The organism is Streptomyces sp. LE64 (genome assembly GCF_052606915.1).
The window spans coordinates 2290501-2306695 of the sequence record NZ_CP199708.1 but is presented as its reverse complement, the minus strand read 5'-3'; the positions used below and the strand labels follow the sequence as shown (position 1 = coordinate 2306695).

The following is a 16195-nucleotide window of genomic DNA, read 5'->3' as shown; positions in this document are numbered from 1 at the left end:
GTCCCGGCCGCAGCCCCGGACCCCGTTCAGACCACAAGACACAACCCTGAGAGGGATTGACGCATAGTGCTCGACGTCAACTTCTTCGACGAGCTTCGGATCGGCCTGGCCACCGCGGACGACATCCGTCAGTGGAGCCACGGCGAGGTCAAGAAGCCCGAAACGATCAACTACCGCACCCTGAAGCCCGAGAAGGACGGACTCTTCTGCGAGAAGATCTTCGGTCCGACCCGGGACTGGGAGTGCTACTGCGGCAAGTACAAGCGCGTCCGCTTCAAGGGCATCATCTGTGAGCGCTGTGGCGTCGAGGTCACCCGCGCCAAGGTGCGCCGCGAGCGGATGGGCCACATCGAGCTGGCCGCTCCCGTCACCCACATCTGGTACTTCAAGGGCGTTCCCTCGCGCCTGGGCTACCTGCTGGACCTCGCGCCGAAGGACCTGGAGAAGGTCATCTACTTCGCCGCGTACATGATCACGTACGTGGACGACGAGCGCCGTACCCGCGACCTCCCGTCGCTGGAGGCCCACGTCTCCGTCGAGCGCCAGCAGATCGAGAACCGGCGCGACGCCGACCTCGAAGCCCGCGCCAAGAAGCTGGAGACCGACCTCGCCGAGCTGGAGGCCGAGGGCGCCAAGGCCGACGTGCGCCGCAAGGTCCGCGAGGGCGCCGAGCGCGAGATGAAGCAGCTCCGCGACCGCGCGCAGCGCGAGATCGACCGCCTCGACGAGGTGTGGACCCGCTTCAAGAACCTCAAGGTCCAGGACCTGGAGGGCGACGAGCTCCTCTACCGCGAGCTGCGCGACCGCTTCGGCACCTACTTCGACGGCTCGATGGGCGCCGCCGCGCTCCAGAAGCGCCTGGAGTCCTTCGACCTGGAGGAGGAGGCCGAGCGCCTCCGCGAGATCATCCGCACCGGCAAGGGTCAGAAGAAGACCCGTGCCCTCAAGCGGCTCAAGGTCGTCTCCGCCTTCCTCCAGACCAGCAACAGCCCCAAGGGCATGGTGCTGGACTGCGTCCCGGTCATCCCGCCGGACCTGCGTCCGATGGTGCAGCTGGACGGTGGCCGCTTCGCGACCTCCGACCTGAACGACCTGTACCGCCGGGTCATCAACCGGAACAACCGCCTGAAGCGCCTGCTCGACCTCGGTGCCCCCGAGATCATCGTGAACAACGAGAAGCGGATGCTCCAGGAGGCCGTCGACGCGCTGTTCGACAACGGCCGCCGCGGCCGTCCGGTCACCGGCCCGGGCAACCGCCCGCTGAAGTCGCTCTCCGACATGCTCAAGGGCAAGCAGGGCCGCTTCCGTCAGAACCTGCTCGGCAAGCGCGTCGACTACTCGGCCCGTTCCGTGATCGTCGTCGGCCCCCAGCTGAAGCTGCACCAGTGCGGCCTGCCCAAGGCCATGGCGCTGGAGCTCTTCAAGCCGTTCGTGATGAAGCGCCTGGTGGACCTGAACCACGCGCAGAACATCAAGTCGGCCAAGCGCATGGTCGAGCGCGGTCGCACCGTGGTGTACGACGTCCTCGAAGAGGTCATCGCCGAGCACCCGGTGCTGCTGAACCGCGCCCCGACCCTGCACCGCCTGGGCATCCAGGCATTCGAGCCGCAGCTCGTCGAGGGCAAGGCCATCCAGATCCACCCGCTCGTCTGCACCGCGTTCAACGCGGACTTCGACGGTGACCAGATGGCCGTCCACCTGCCGCTCTCCGCGGAGGCGCAGGCCGAGGCCCGCATCCTGATGCTGTCCTCGAACAACATCCTCAAGCCCGCCGACGGCCGCCCGGTCACGATGCCGACCCAGGACATGGTCCTCGGTCTGTTCTTCCTGACCACCGACGGCGAGATGCGCGACGTCAAGGGCGAGGAGCGTTCCTTCGCCTCCGTCGCCGAGGCCATCATGGCCTTCGACGCGGGCGAGCTGTCCCTCCAGTCCCGGGTGGACATCCGCTTCCCGGTGGGCACCATCCCGCCGCGCGGCTGGACCCCGCCCGTCGAGGAGGCCGGCCCCGACGGCTTCGGCGGCGAGTGGCAGCAGGGCGACACCTTCCGACTGCGGACCACCCTGGGCCGTGCGCTCTTCAACGAGCTGCTGCCCGAGGACTACCCGTTCGTCGACTACGAGGTGGGCAAGAAGCAGCTCTCCGAGATCGTCAACGACCTCGCCGAGCGCTACCCCAAGGTCATCGTGGGCGCGACCCTCGACAACCTGAAGGCGTCCGGCTTCTACTGGGCGACGCGCTCCGGCGTCACCGTCGCCATCTCCGACGTGGTCGTGCCCGAGGCGAAGAAGGCCCTGGTCGCCGAGTACGAGTCGCGGGACGAGAAGGTCCAGAAGCAGTACGAGCGCGGTCTGATCACCAAGGAAGAGCGCACTCAGGAGCTCATCAAGATCTGGACCGAGGCGACCAACAAGGTCGCCGAGGCGATGAACGACAACTTCCCGAAGACGAACCCGATCTTCATGATGGTGAACTCGGGCGCGCGCGGAAACATGATGCAGATGCGTCAGATCGCCGGTATGCGCGGTCTGGTGTCGAACGCCAAGAACGAGACCATCCCGCGGCCCATCAAGGCGTCGTTCCGCGAGGGCCTGTCCGTGCTGGAGTACTTCATCTCCACCCACGGCGCCCGCAAGGGTCTGGCGGACACCGCGCTGCGGACCGCCGACTCGGGTTACCTCACCCGTCGTCTGGTGGACGTCTCCCAGGACGTCATCATCCGCGAGGAGGACTGCGGCACCGAGCGCGGCCTCAAGCTGCGGATCGCCAACCACGGTGCGGACGGCGTGCTGCGCAAGGCCGAGGACGTCGAGACCAGCGTCTACGCCCGCATGCTGGCCGAGGACGTCGTCATCGACGGCAAGGTCATCGCGCCGGCCAACGTCGACCTCGGCGACGTGCTGATCGACCAGCTCGTGCACCACGGGGTCGAGGAGGTCAAGACCCGCTCGATCCTGACCTGCGAGTCCGCCGTCGGCACCTGCGCCATGTGCTACGGCCGTTCGCTGGCCACCGGCAAGCTGGTCGACATCGGCGAGGCGGTCGGCATCATCGCCGCCCAGTCCATCGGTGAGCCCGGCACCCAGCTGACGATGCGGACCTTCCACACCGGTGGTGTGGCCGGTGACGACATCACCCAGGGTCTGCCGCGTGTCGTCGAGCTCTTCGAGGCCCGTACCCCCAAGGGCGTCGCCCCCATCTCGGAGGCGGCCGGACGGGTCCGGATCGAGGAGACCGAGAAGACCAAGAAGATCGTCGTCACCCCGGACGACGGCAGCGACGAGACGGCCTACCCGATCTCGAAGCGCGCCAAGCTCATGGTCCGCGAGGGCGACCACGTCGAGGTGGGCGAGAAGCTCACCTACGGTGCGACCAACCCGCACGACGTGCTGCGCATCCTCGGCCAGCGGGCCGTGCAGGTCCACCTGGTCGGCGAGGTCCAGAAGGTCTACAACTCGCAGGGCGTGTCGATCCACGACAAGCACATCGAGATCATCATCCGGCAGATGCTGCGCCGCGTGACGATCATCGAGTCCGGTGACGCCGAGCTGCTGCCCGGCGAGCTGGTGGAGCGGTCGAAGTTCGAGACCGAGAACCGCCGCGTGGTCCAGGAGGGCGGTCACCCGGCCTCCGGTCGTCCGCAGCTCATGGGCATCACCAAGGCCTCGCTGGCCACCGAGTCGTGGCTGTCGGCGGCCTCCTTCCAGGAGACGACCAGGGTCCTCACGGACGCGGCGATCAACGCCAAGTCCGACTCCCTGATCGGCCTCAAGGAGAACGTCATCATCGGCAAGCTCATCCCGGCCGGTACGGGTCTGGCCCGTTACCGCAACATCCGGGTGGAGCCCACCGAGGAGGCGAAGGCCGCGATGTACTCGGCCGTCGGCTACGACGACATCGACTACTCGCCGTTCGGCACCGGGTCGGGTCAGGCCGTCCCGCTGGAGGACTACGACTACGGTCCGTACAACCAGTAACCGCGCCGTGCGTCCGCGTGCGCACGTCGAGCCGGAGGGCGGACACCCGTGGGGTGTCCGCCCTCCGGGCGTTCCTGCTGGTGGCGGCGGTGCGGCCGGGGCGGGTGCGAGGTTCGCAAACGACCGGACCAATATCATTTTGACCACGGTGTGGACGGTCGGTACGCTCATACCTTGTGCCTGGGGTGTGCCCTGGCCCCCGTGCGTGTCCTCAACCGTACGGGTGGTCGTAGGAGGCCACCGCAATCCGTGCTCTCCCGTCCGTTGGGCGGAACCGCGGCATTCGACACACCCGACCGCGTGGGTCGGTGACGTTCCAGGTTAGCTTCATGATCGGCACACAGAAACCGGAGAAGTAGTGCCTACGATCCAGCAGCTGGTCCGCAAGGGCCGGCAGGACAAGGTCGAGAAGAACAAGACGCCCGCACTGGACGGCTCGCCCCAGCGCCGCGGCGTCTGCACGCGTGTGTTCACGACCACCCCGAAGAAGCCGAACTCGGCCCTGCGGAAGGTCGCGCGTGTGCGTCTGACCTCCGGTATCGAGGTCACGGCCTACATCCCGGGTGAGGGACACAACCTGCAGGAGCACTCCATCGTGCTCGTGCGTGGTGGCCGTGTGAAGGACCTGCCGGGTGTTCGTTACAAGATCATCCGTGGTTCCCTGGACACCCAGGGCGTCAAGAACCGCAAGCAGGCCCGCAGCCGCTACGGCGCCAAGAAGGAGAAGTAAGAATGCCTCGTAAGGGCCCCGCCCCGAAGCGCCCGGTCATCATCGACCCGGTCTACGGTTCTCCTCTGGTGACCTCCCTCATCAACAAGGTGCTGCTGAACGGCAAGCGCTCCACCGCCGAGCGCATCGTGTACGGCGCCATGGAGGGCCTGCGCGACAAGACCGGCAACGACCCGGTCATCACGCTGAAGCGCGCGCTGGAGAACATCAAGCCGACCCTTGAGGTCAAGTCCCGCCGTGTCGGTGGCGCCACCTACCAGGTGCCGATCGAGGTCAAGCCCGGTCGTGCCAACACCCTGGCGCTGCGCTGGCTGGTCGGTTACTCGCGTGCGCGTCGCGAGAAGACGATGACCGAGCGTCTCCTCAACGAGCTCCTCGACGCCTCGAACGGCCTCGGTGCCGCGGTGAAGAAGCGCGAGGACACGCACAAGATGGCCGAGTCCAACAAGGCCTTCGCGCACTACCGCTGGTAGTCGCTTTCCCCATCGAGAACCGAGAGAAGACTGAGCCTTATGGCTACCACTTCGCTTGACCTGGCCAGGGTGCGCAACATCGGCATCATGGCTCACATCGACGCGGGCAAGACGACGACCACCGAGCGCATCCTGTACTACACCGGTGTGTCGTACAAGATCGGTGAGGTCCACGACGGTGCAGCCACCATGGACTGGATGGAGCAGGAGCAGGAGCGTGGCATCACGATCACCTCTGCTGCCACCACCTGTCACTGGCAGCTGGAGGACGTCGACCACACCATCAACATCATCGACACCCCCGGCCACGTCGACTTCACCGTCGAGGTGGAGCGCTCGCTGCGCGTCCTCGACGGTGCCGTGACGGTGTTCGACGGTGTCGCCGGTGTCGAGCCCCAGTCCGAGACCGTGTGGCGTCAGGCGGACCGCTACGGCGTTCCGCGCATCTGCTTCGTCAACAAGCTCGACCGCACGGGTGCCGAGTTCCACCGCTGCGTCGACATGATCGTGGACCGCCTCGGCGCCACCCCGATCGTCATGCAGCTCCCGATCGGTGCCGAGGCCGACTTCCGCGGCCTCGTGGACCTGGTCCGCATGAAGGCGCTCGTGTGGTCCGCCGAGACCGCGCTCGGCGAGGCGTACGACGTCGTCGACATCCCGGAGACGCACACCGAGGCCGCCGACGAGTGGCGCGCCAAGCTCCTGGAGACCGTCGCCGAGAACGACGAGGCCATGATGGAGCTGTACCTGGAGGGCGAGGAGCCCTCCGAGGAGCAGCTGTACGCGGCCATCCGCCGCATCACCATCGGCTCCGGCAAGGGCGACGGCACCACCATCACCCCCGTGTTCTGCGGGACCGCGTTCAAGAACAAGGGCGTGCAGCCCCTGCTCGACGCGGTGGTGCGCTACCTGCCGTCCCCGCTGGACATCGAGGCCATCGAGGGCCAGTCGGTCTCCAACCCGGACGAGGTCATCCGGCGCAAGCCGTCCGAGGACGAGCCGCTGGCCGCTCTCGCGTTCAAGATCGCGAGCGACCCGCACCTCGGCAAGCTGACCTTCGTCCGCGTGTACTCCGGTCGCATGGAGTCGGGTTCTCAGGTGCAGAACTCGGTGAAGGGCCGCAAGGAGCGCATCGGCAAGATCTACCGGATGCACGCCAACAAGCGTGAGGAGATCGACTCGGTGGGTGCCGGCGACATCGTCGCCGTCATGGGTCTGAAGCAGACCACCACCGGTGAGACCCTCGCCGACCCGGCGAACCCGGTCATCCTGGAGTCGATGGACTTCCCGGCCCCGGTCATCGAGGTCGCCATCGAGCCCAAGTCCAAGGGTGACCAGGAGAAGCTGGGCGTCGCCATCCAGCGTCTTGCCGAGGAGGACCCGTCCTTCCGCGTCAAGACCAACGAGGAGACCGGCCAGACGATCATCGCCGGCATGGGCGAACTGCACCTCGACGTGCTGGTCGACCGCATGCGCCGCGAGTTCAAGGTCGAGGCCAACGTCGGCAAGCCGCAGGTGGCCTACCGCGAGACGCTGCGCAAGGCGGTCGAGCGGCTCGACTACACCCACAAGAAGCAGACCGGTGGTTCCGGTCAGTTCGCGAAGGTGCAGATCGCGCTGGAGCCGCTTGAGGGCGACGGCTACGAGTTCGTCAACAAGGTCACCGGTGGTCGTGTCCCGCGGGAGTACATCCCGTCCGTGGACGCGGGTTGCCAGGAGGCCATGGACTTCGGCGTGCTCGCCGGCTACCCGCTCACGGGTGTCCGGGTCATCCTCCTCGACGGTGCCTACCACGAGGTCGACTCCTCCGAGATGGCCTTCAAGATCGCCGGTTCGATGGCCTTCAAGGAGGCCGCCCGCAAGGCCAGCCCGGCCCTGCTGGAGCCGATGATGAAGGTCGAGGTGACGACGCCCGAGGACTACATGGGTGACGTCATCGGTGACATCAACTCCCGTCGCGGTCAGATCCAGTCCATGGAAGACCGTCACGGTGCCAAGCTCGTCACGGGCCTGGTCCCGCTGTCGGAGATGTTCGGCTACGTCGGCGACCTCCGCAGCAAGACGTCGGGTCGCGCGAGCTACTCGATGCAGTTCGACTCCTACGCCGAGGTTCCGCGGAACGTCGCCGAGGAGATCATCGCGAAGGCCAAGGGCGAGTAGCTCGACCGAGCGCACGCTTTAGGCTTGACTCCGGAGCCACCGGGGTGCCCGCCACAGCCATGGCGGGTGCCCCCGGCCCCGGGCTTTCCAGCAAAGATCACCTGGCGCCGATGAAGTAAGGCGTACAGAACCACTCCCAGGAGGACCCCAGTGGCGAAGGCGAAGTTCGAGCGGACTAAGCCGCACGTCAACATCGGCACCATCGGTCACATCGACCACGGTAAGACGACCCTCACGGCCGCCATTACCAAGGTGCTGCACGACGCGTACCCGGACCTGAACGAGGCCTCGGCCTTCGACCAGATCGACAAGGCGCCGGAAGAGCGTCAGCGCGGTATCACCATCTCCATCGCGCACGTCGAGTACCAGACCGAGACGCGCCACTACGCGCACGTCGACTGCCCCGGTCACGCGGACTACATCAAGAACATGATCACGGGTGCCGCGCAGATGGACGGCGCCATCCTCGTGGTCGCCGCCACCGACGGCCCGATGCCGCAGACCAAGGAGCACGTGCTCCTGGCCCGCCAGGTCGGCGTTCCGTACATCGTCGTCGCCCTGAACAAGGCCGACATGGTGGACGACGAGGAGATCCTGGAGCTCGTCGAGCTCGAGGTCCGCGAGCTGCTCTCCGAGTACGAGTTCCCCGGCGACGACCTGCCGGTCGTCAAGGTCTCCGCGCTCAAGGCGCTGGAGGGCGACAAGGAGTGGGGCCAGACCGTCCTCGACCTGATGAAGGCCGTCGACGAGTCCATCCCGCAGCCCGAGCGTGACGTCGACAAGCCGTTCCTCATGCCCATCGAGGACGTCTTCACGATCACCGGTCGTGGCACCGTCGTCACCGGTCGTATCGAGCGCGGCATCCTCAAGGTCAACGAGACCGTCGACATCGTCGGCATCAAGACCGAGAAGACCACCACCACGGTCACCGGCATCGAGATGTTCCGCAAGCTGCTCGACGAGGGCCAGGCCGGTGAGAACGTCGGTCTGCTGCTCCGCGGCATCAAGCGCGAGGACGTCGAGCGCGGCCAGGTCATCATCAAGCCGGGCTCGGTCACCCCGCACACCGAGTTCGAGGCGCAGGCGTACATCCTGTCGAAGGACGAGGGTGGTCGCCACACCCCGTTCTTCAACAACTACCGCCCGCAGTTCTACTTCCGTACGACGGACGTGACCGGCGTCGTGACCCTCCCCGAGGGCACCGAGATGGTCATGCCGGGCGACAACACCCAGATGACGGTGGAGCTCATCCAGCCCGTCGCCATGGAAGAGGGCCTGAAGTTCGCCATCCGCGAGGGTGGCCGGACCGTCGGCGCCGGCCAGGTCACCAAGATCAACAAGTGACCTGACGCGCGTCAGCGCAAGCTCGGAGGGCCCGTACGACCCGTGTGGTCGTACGGGCCCTTCGGATTTCCCGGGGCGGATCAGCGGCCCGCCGCCGCGTGCCCCCGGCCGGGGCCGCCGGGCAGCGCGAGCAGCGCGACCGCCCCGAGCGCGACCACGCCCGCGGCGACGGTCAACGCCAGGGAGAAGCCTCCCACCGCCTCCGTCCCGTGCCCTCGTGCGGCCAGCGGCACCAGGACCGCCAGTCCCACCGCGCCCCCGATCTGCTGGACCGAGTTCAGCACTGCCGAGCCGATCCCGGCGTCCTCCCCGGTGGTGCCGGTGAGTGCGGCGACCGTCAGTGCGGGCAGGCTCAGCCCGCACCCCAGGGCGGTGACGAGCATCCCCGGCAGCACCCCGGACACGTACCCGTCACCCGCCGCCACCCCCGAGAGCGTCAGCAGCCCCGCCGCCGTCACCAGCAGCGACCCGGTCAGCGCGGCGCGCATCCCGAACCGGGCCACCGCCCGCCGGGAGAGCCACAACCCGGTGAGGATCGCGGCCCCGTACGGCAGGTACGCGAGCCCGGCGGTCAACGGCCGGTAGCCGAGTACGGTCTGCACCTGCAGCATCAGCAGGAACGCCATCGCGTACAGCGCGGCGGACAACAGCAGGCTCGCCCCGTTGGCCACGAGCCGGAACCGGGACGCCAGGTACGACGACGGCAGCAGCGGCTGCGCGGTCCGGCGCTCCCACCACCCGAACCCGGCGGCCAGCCCCCCGGCCAGGGCCAGCGCCGGCACCGCCGTCCGGTCCGTCCACCCCGCCTCCCCGGCCCGCAGCAGACCGTAGACCAGGGCCACCACCGCCCCGGTGCCGAGGACCGCGCCCGGCACGTCGAGCCGGGGCGGTCGGTCGGCCCGGCTCTCCCGGACCAGTCGGGGCAGCAGCGTCACCGCCACCAGGACCACCGGCAGGTTGACCAGGAAGACCCAGCGCCAGGACGCCAACCCGGTCAGCGCCCCGGAGACCACCACGCCCAGAGTGCCGCCGAGCCCCGCGACCGCGCCCCAGATCCCGAAGGCCCGCGCGCGTTCGCCGGGCTCCGGGTACAGGAGGGCGACCATCGCCAGCGCGGCCGGGCTCGCCATGGCGGCCCCCGCGCCCTGCGCGAACCGACCGGCCACCAGCTGCCACGGCTCCCGGGCCAGCCCGCACAACAGGCTCGCCGCCCCGAAGAGGGCCACCCCGGTGAGGAACACCCGACGGCGGCCGAGGAGGTCGGACAGTCGCCCGCACAGCAGGAGCAGTCCGCCGAAGGCGAGGAAGTAGGCGTTGACCACCCAGACCAGTCCGGCCGTGCCGAAGGCGAGGTCCTCCCGGATGCTGGGCAGCGCCACGCTCACCACGGTGTCGTCCAGGACGAGCACGAACTGCACCAGGCAGAGGACGGCGAGCGCGGCGCCGCGCGGTGCGGAGGTCCGGCCCGGGGCGGCGGGGCCGGACGGACCGCCGGGGTCGCCGGGCCGGGAACGCGGTGGACGGGGGGCGGAGAGCGAGTGGTCGTCGGGCATACGGCGACGCTACGTACGCGCCCTTGTTGGCCGTGAGAGGCTACGGGGCCAGGTGATAGCGGGCTGGGGCCATACCCTGGAGGGGTGGATCAGAAGCCCCGGAACCGCACGCCTCAGGAGACGTTCGCCACCGTCCCGGACGCCGTCGGCGCCCTCGTCGTCGAGAGCTTCCCGCTGGCGCCGGGGCAGTGGTTCGTCCCGCACCGGCACCCCGAGCACCACCAGTTGGCGTGGGCGCGGCGCGGGGTGCTGGGGGTCGCCGTGGGCGATGCCTCCTGGGTGCTGCCGCGCACCCGGGCGCTGTGGCTGCCGGCGGGGATCGAGCACCGGACCGGCGCCTCGCGCGACGCGGTGCTCCACGGCCTCTACTTCGCGGTGGACCGCTGCCCGCTGGACTGGCCGGAGCCCACTCCCGTCGCGGTGGACGGACTCCTGGCCCGGCTGTTGACCTACCTGGCCCGCGACGGCCTGACCGACGGCGCCCGGCTGCGGGGCGAGGCCGTCGTCTGGGACCTGCTGCGTCCGCTGCCCACCGTCCCCATCGAGGTGCCGACCCCGAAGGACGACCGGGTCCGGGCGGTGGCGGAGGCGCTGCTGGTCGACCCGGCCGACCCGCGCGGTCTGGAGGCGCACGCCCGGGCCGTCGGGGCGAGCCGCCGCACCCTGACCCGGCTCTTCGTCCGGGACACGGGCATGACCTTCGACCGCTGGCGGACCCAGGCGCGGCTGCGCGCGGCACTGGCCCTCCTCGCGGAGGGCCAGCCGGTCGCCCGGGTCGCCCGGGCCGTCGGGTACGCGACCCCGAGCGCCTTCCTCGCGGCCTTCCGGCGGACCGTGGGGACCTCACCGGGTCGGTACCTGCACGGGGCGGAGGAGGACGACCCGAACGGGTGAGCGGCGACGGGCGGGGGCGGCCGGGACGGCGGCGAGCCGGGGCGCCTACGCCTCGGTGCCCCTGCTGTCGGGCGCCCCCGCCGGGGAAGCGTCGTCCGTGAACAGGTCGTCCACCGTGGTGGCGGTGAGGGCCTAGGCGAGCCAGGCGGTGAGGGTCTCGGCGTCGGTGGTGCCGGTGATGCGTTCGCGGGCCTCGTCGGTGACGGTCAGACCGCGCATCTCCAGAACGTCCACGAGCGCTTCGGCCCGGCCTTCGCCCTTGCCCTTGAGGTAGGTCTCCTCGGTGATCGTGCCCCGGCCGGGGAAGCAGGTGGCGACGCTCATCATGTTCCTCCAGGTTTCGCGAGCCGGGGTGTCTCCCAGGCCGAGTTCCAGCAGTTCACTTGTGGCATGGCGTGCCCGCACGGTCCGGCTCCCGTCCGGAGGCGTCCGGTGCGTACGGCGGGTGCCGGAGCCCGGTACGGGACGGAACCGCACCGGGCGCGGCTGTGGTCAGCCCCGGTGCCGCCACCAGAAGGAGCCGGGGTCGAAGTGCCGGGTCACCCCGAGTCGGCGCCACAACGGGGCCAGGATCGTGCGCAGTTCGGGGTCGCCGTGGACGAAGGCGTTCGGCAGGAGGACGTCGAACCGCTGCGGTGCGGCGGTCAGCAGCGCCGCCAACAGGTACTGCTCGTTGTACAGCCGCCACCGCCAGGCGCTCGGGTAGTCGCCGGGCAGCATGATGTCGTGGACCTGGACCAGCACCCCGGGCTTGATGCGGGGCAGCAGCTCGGAGAAGAACACCAGGACGTCCGAGCCCATGTGGAGCCGGTGGGAGCCGTCGAGGAAGAGGACGTCACCGGGCTCCAGCTCCGCGAAGACCGCGTGGTCGGCGTCCTGGAGCGGCACCCGGACGACCTCGTCGCAGAGGGCGTCGATCTGCGCCCGCGGTTGCGGGTCGATCGAGGTGATCCGGGTCGACAGGCCCAGGTCGGTGACCGCCCGGCGGACGAACTTGGTGGAGTTGCCGGAGCCGATCTCCAGGTATCTGGCGGGCCGGTGCTCGGCGAGCATCCCGTAGAGGCCGACCGCGTCCAGCGGGGACAGCCAGCTGTTGCCCCAGTACGGGGTGGACCCCCGCTCCAGCCCCTCCACCGGTATGCGGGCCAGGAGGTCGGCGTGGTCGAGGAACCCGGTCAGCCGCTTCGCGTACGCCTCGCGCCCCTCCTCCAGCAGCTCCCGCACGGGCGCCGACTCCGGTCGCGGTCGGGGGGCGATCAGGTGGTCCAGGAACACCGGCTTCACGAACCCGGTGGCCCAGAGGGCGAGGCCGTGGGCGAGGGGCCGGTGCTCCAGCCGGTCGAGCCCGCGTTGGAGCACGGGGAACCGTTCGAGCAGGGTGGGGGAGGGCTCGCGGACGGCGGTCGGAGTCTGTGCGCGCAAGGGAGAGTTGCCTTTCGGACGATGGCGGCCGGCAAGGACGTGCTCTGGGTCGTACGCGTGCGGGGGTCGATCGGAACCGGATGATCCTTTCCCCGGGCCGATCATGGATATCCCCGGTGTCGACGTCCGTGGCGCAGTCCCACTCCGTTCCGGGCCTCGGCGCCGGGCCGGGGCGGGCCGGCGCGTGGTGTCCGTGGCGTCGTCGGACGTCCCCGGCGGGTCGGTCGCCCGGATCCGGGTGGGTCGTCGAGCCGGAGAGGCCGCGGCCGTGGGAGCGGGTGCCCCCGCGGGGCTGGTGTGGGCGCCGGGGGCGTGGGGTACCCTCTTCGGCTCGATTGGCCAGGGTCGTACCCCGTGTGGCAGACTGTTCGGGTTGCTCGGTTGAGTATCGATGCTGCGCGCCTCCCGCCGGGAGGACCGGAAGCGAGTCCCACAGTACTCGTCGCCCTAACTGCCGTGAGGCAGCGCTGGGGCGGACGTACGGGAATCTTCCGGGAAGTGTCAGCGGGGTACCGACCAGGCGCCCGGTGGGTGGTTTCATCCCCGGCCCGCGGTCCCGTGACCGCGTTCCCCTCGTAGGGAAGTCCCCCCAAGGGACATCCCTGTCAGCGGGACCGCGACACGCCCGACCGCGTGGGTCGGCGGAGGGGACCGGGAACGGCTTCCCGGGTTCCAAGAGCGTTTCCAAGAGACAGGACTACGAAGTAGCCATGGCGGGACAGAAGATCCGCATCCGGCTCAAGGCCTACGACCACGAGGTCATCGACTCCTCGGCGAAGAAGATCGTCGAGACGGTGACCCGCACTGGTGCGTCGGTCGCGGGCCCGGTGCCGCTGCCCACTGAGAAGAACGTGTACTGCGTCATCAAGTCGCCGCACAAGTACAAGGACTCGCGCGAGCACTTCGAGATGCGCACGCACAAGCGCCTGATCGACATCCTCGACCCGACGCCCAAGACCGTTGACTCTCTGATGCGACTCGACCTGCCGGCCGGTGTCGACATCGAGATCAAGCTCTGAGGGGTCGGTGTAACGAGATGACCAAGCAGATCAAGGGCATCCTGGGCGAGAAGCTCGGCATGACCCAGGTCTGGGACGAGAACAACCGTGTCGTCCCCGTGACCGTGGTCAAGGCCGGACCCTGCATCGTCACCCAGGTCCGTACGAACGACGCCGACGGCTACGAGTCGGTCCAGATCGCCTTCGGCGAGATCGACCCGCGCAAGGTGAACAAGCCCCTCAAGGGCCACTTCGCCAAGGCCGACGTCACCCCGCGCCGCCACCTCGTCGAGATCCGTACCGCTGACGCCAGCGAGTACGCCCTCGGCCAGGAGCTCACCGCCGAGACCTTCGAGGCGGGCGTCAAGGTCGACGTCACCGGCAAGAGCAAGGGCAAGGGCTTCGCCGGTGTCATGAAGCGCCACAACTTCCGTGGCCTCGGCGCCGGGCACGGCACCCAGCGCAAGCACCGCTCGCCGGGCTCCATCGGTGGCTGCGCCACCCCGGGCCGCGTGTTCAAGGGCCTGCGCATGGCGGGCCGCATGGGCAACGAGCGGGTCACCACCCAGAACCTGACCGTCCACGCCGTTGACGCGGAGAAGGGTCTGCTGCTCATCAAGGGCGCGGTTCCCGGTCCGAACGGCGGCCTCGTCCTGGTCCGTACCGCGGCCAAGGGGGCCTGAGGTAACCGATGAGCACCATTGACATCCTTTCGCCTGCTGGCGACAAGGCCGGGACCGTCGAACTCCCCGCGGAGATCTTCGACGCGAAGGTCAGCATCCCGCTGATCCACCAGGTCGTCGTCGCGCAGCTGGCCGCTGCCCGTCAGGGCACGCACAAGACCAAGACCCGCGGCGAGGTCCGCGGCGGTGGGCGCAAGCCGTACCGCCAGAAGGGCACCGGCCGCGCCCGTCAGGGTTCGACCCGCGCTCCGCAGTTCGCCGGTGGTGGCGTCGTGCACGGTCCCGTGCCGCGCGACTACTCGCAGCGGACCCCCAAGAAGATGAAGGCCGCCGCCCTGCGCGGTGCCCTCACCGACCGGGCCCGCAGCAACCGCATCCACGTCGTCACCGGCGTGATCGAGGGCGCGAACCCGTCCACCAAGGCCGCCCGGACGCTGTTCGGCAAGATCAGCGAGCGCAAGAACCTGCTCCTGGTCGTCGACCGCGCCGACGAGGCCGCGTGGCTCTCCGCCCGCAACCTGCCCCAGGTGCACATCCTGGAGCCGGGCCAGCTGAACACGTACGACGTGATCCGCTCCGAGGACGTGGTCTTCACCCAGGCCGCCTTCGAGTCCTTCGTGTCCGGCCCCGCCACGGCCACTGAGACCGAAGGGAGTGACGCCTGATGGCCACGCGTCACCCGAGCATTGCCTCCAAGGCGGCCAAGGCCGCCAAGGCCGCGCGCGTCGCCAAGGCGAAGCGCCACGAGGCCGAGGGCAAGAACACCGTCGAGACCCCGCTGAGCAAGTCCTTCACGGACCCCCGTGACGTGCTGCTCAAGCCGGTCGTCTCCGAGAAGAGCTACGCGCTGCTCGACGAGAACAAGTACACGTTCGTCGTCGACCCGCGGGCCAACAAGACCCAGATCAAGCAGGCCGTCCAGGCGGTCTTCGAGGTCAAGGTCACCGGGGTCAACACGATCAACCGCCAGGGCAAGCGCAAGCGCACCCGCACCGGTTTCGGCAAGCGCGCCAACACGAAGCGCGCCATCGTGACCCTCGCCGAGGGCGACCGTATCGACATCTTCGGCCAGGCCTCCTAACGGAGCGCCCTGGTCCGATATCGGACGAGGACTGAGAAATGGGTATCCGCAAGTACAAGCCGACGACTCCGGGCCGTCGTGGCTCCAGCGTCGCCGACTTCGTCGAGATCACGCGGTCCACGCCGGAGAAGTCGCTGGTCCGCCCCCTGCACAGCAAGGGCGGCCGTAACAACGCCGGTCGTGTGACCGTTCGCCACCAGGGTGGCGGACACAAGCGCGCCTACCGCGTGATCGACTTCCGTCGGCACGACAAGGACGGCGTGCCGGCGAAGGTCGCGCACATCGAGTACGACCCCAACCGCACCGCGCGCATCGCGCTGCTGCACTACGCGGACGGCGAGAAGCGCTACATCCTCGCCCCGCGCAACCTGCAGCAGGGCGACCGCGTCGAGAACGGTCCCGGGGCCGACATCAAGCCGGGCAACAACCTCGCCCTGCGCAACATCCCGGTCGGTACCACGATCCACGCGATCGAGCTCCGTCCGGGCGGCGGCGCCAAGTTCGCCCGCTCCGCGGGCGCCTCGGTGCAGCTGCTGGCCAAGGAGGGCGCCATGGCGCACCTCCGCATGCCCTCCGGCGAGATCCGCCTGGTCGACGTGCGCTGCCGCGCCACCGTCGGCGAGGTCGGCAACGCCGAGCAGTCGAACATCAACTGGGGCAAGGCCGGCCGCAAGCGCTGGCTGGGCGTTCGTCCGACCGTTCGCGGTGTGGCGATGAACCCGGTCGACCACCCGCACGGTGGTGGTGAGGGCAAGACCTCCGGTGGTCGCCACCCGGTCTCCCCGTGGGGTCAGAAGGAAGGCCGTACTCGTTCGCCCAAGAAGGCGTCGAACAAGTACATCGTCCGCCGCCGCAAGACGAACAAGAAGCGCTAGGAGC

The 16195-nt window shown here is 69.1% G+C and carries 14 protein-coding genes; 11 read left to right on the top strand and 3 right to left on the bottom strand.

The window, feature by feature from the left end; all coding sequences use genetic code 11:
* Positions 1–66: 66 nt before the first annotated feature.
* The 5 genes from ACSMX9_RS10295 (at position 67) to tuf (ending at position 8685) form a co-directional block, all read left to right on the top strand.
* Positions 67–3978 (top strand): DNA-directed RNA polymerase subunit beta', encoded by a 3912-nt coding sequence (locus ACSMX9_RS10295; protein ID WP_445401786.1) that lies wholly within the window; start codon positions 67–69, stop codon positions 3976–3978.
* Between the two features lie 358 nt (positions 3979–4336).
* A complete protein-coding gene (gene rpsL / locus ACSMX9_RS10290; RefSeq protein WP_007823146.1) occupies positions 4337–4708 on the top strand; it encodes a 30S ribosomal protein S12 in 372 nt (123 codons plus the stop codon).
* Between the two features lie 2 nt (positions 4709–4710).
* Positions 4711–5181 carry a 30S ribosomal protein S7 gene (gene rpsG / locus ACSMX9_RS10285; protein ID WP_073792897.1) on the top strand — a complete coding sequence of 157 codons (471 nt, stop codon included), beginning with the start codon at positions 4711–4713 and terminating at the stop codon, positions 5179–5181.
* A gap of 39 nt (positions 5182–5220) precedes the next feature.
* A complete protein-coding gene (fusA, locus tag ACSMX9_RS10280) occupies positions 5221–7341 on the top strand; it encodes an elongation factor G (RefSeq protein WP_351244532.1) in 2121 nt (706 codons plus the stop codon).
* Positions 7342–7491: 150 nt separating this feature from the next.
* Complete coding sequence (gene tuf, locus ACSMX9_RS10275) at positions 7492–8685, top strand: elongation factor Tu (protein ID WP_351244530.1); 1194 nt, start codon at positions 7492–7494, stop codon at positions 8683–8685.
* Between the two features lie 80 nt (positions 8686–8765).
* Here the strand turns inward: tuf and ACSMX9_RS10270 are convergent, their stop codons facing one another.
* Positions 8766–10238, bottom strand: coding sequence for an MFS transporter (locus tag ACSMX9_RS10270; RefSeq protein ID WP_445401784.1), 1473 nt, complete (start codon positions 10236–10238; stop codon positions 8766–8768).
* A gap of 84 nt (positions 10239–10322) precedes the next feature.
* Here ACSMX9_RS10270 and ACSMX9_RS10265 point away from each other — a divergent pair, with 84 nt between their 5' ends.
* Entirely contained in the window at positions 10323–11132 is an 810-nt protein-coding gene (locus ACSMX9_RS10265) for an AraC family transcriptional regulator (protein ID WP_445401782.1), read from the top strand.
* Positions 11133–11264: 132 nt separating this feature from the next.
* Here ACSMX9_RS10265 and ACSMX9_RS10260 read toward each other — a convergent pair whose 3' ends face one another.
* Together ACSMX9_RS10260 and ACSMX9_RS10255 are read right to left on the bottom strand one after the other, a co-directional pair.
* The gene (locus tag ACSMX9_RS10260; protein WP_445401780.1) at positions 11265–11456 is read right to left on the bottom strand and encodes a hypothetical protein; all 192 of its coding nucleotides are present in this window, start codon (positions 11454–11456) and stop codon (positions 11265–11267) included.
* Positions 11457–11624: 168 nt separating this feature from the next.
* The gene (locus ACSMX9_RS10255) at positions 11625–12554 is read right to left on the bottom strand and encodes a class I SAM-dependent methyltransferase (protein ID WP_445401778.1); all 930 of its coding nucleotides are present in this window, start codon (positions 12552–12554) and stop codon (positions 11625–11627) included.
* Positions 12555–13264: 710 nt separating this feature from the next.
* On the opposite strand from ACSMX9_RS10255, the gene rpsJ reads away from it, so the two are divergent.
* Genes rpsJ through rplB form a run of 5 tightly spaced genes read left to right on the top strand, consistent with a single transcriptional unit; the run spans position 13265 to position 16191 of the window.
* Complete coding sequence (rpsJ, locus tag ACSMX9_RS10250) at positions 13265–13573, top strand: 30S ribosomal protein S10 (RefSeq protein ID WP_003948644.1); 309 nt, start codon at positions 13265–13267, stop codon at positions 13571–13573.
* A 17-nt stretch (positions 13574–13590) separates the two neighbouring features.
* Positions 13591–14235, top strand: coding sequence for a 50S ribosomal protein L3 (gene rplC, locus ACSMX9_RS10245; protein WP_351244520.1), 645 nt, complete (start codon positions 13591–13593; stop codon positions 14233–14235).
* Between the two features lie 8 nt (positions 14236–14243).
* A complete protein-coding gene (gene rplD / locus ACSMX9_RS10240; protein ID WP_351244518.1) occupies positions 14244–14900 on the top strand; it encodes a 50S ribosomal protein L4 in 657 nt (218 codons plus the stop codon).
* The gene (gene rplW, locus ACSMX9_RS10235; RefSeq protein ID WP_351244516.1) at positions 14900–15316 is read left to right on the top strand and encodes a 50S ribosomal protein L23; all 417 of its coding nucleotides are present in this window, start codon (positions 14900–14902) and stop codon (positions 15314–15316) included. The genes rplD and rplW overlap by 1 nt, the downstream gene beginning before the upstream one ends.
* Positions 15317–15354: 38 nt before the next feature.
* Positions 15355–16191 carry a 50S ribosomal protein L2 gene (gene rplB / locus ACSMX9_RS10230; protein WP_351244514.1) on the top strand — a complete coding sequence of 279 codons (837 nt, stop codon included), beginning with the start codon at positions 15355–15357 and terminating at the stop codon, positions 16189–16191.
* The last annotated feature ends 4 nt before the right edge of the window (positions 16192–16195 follow it).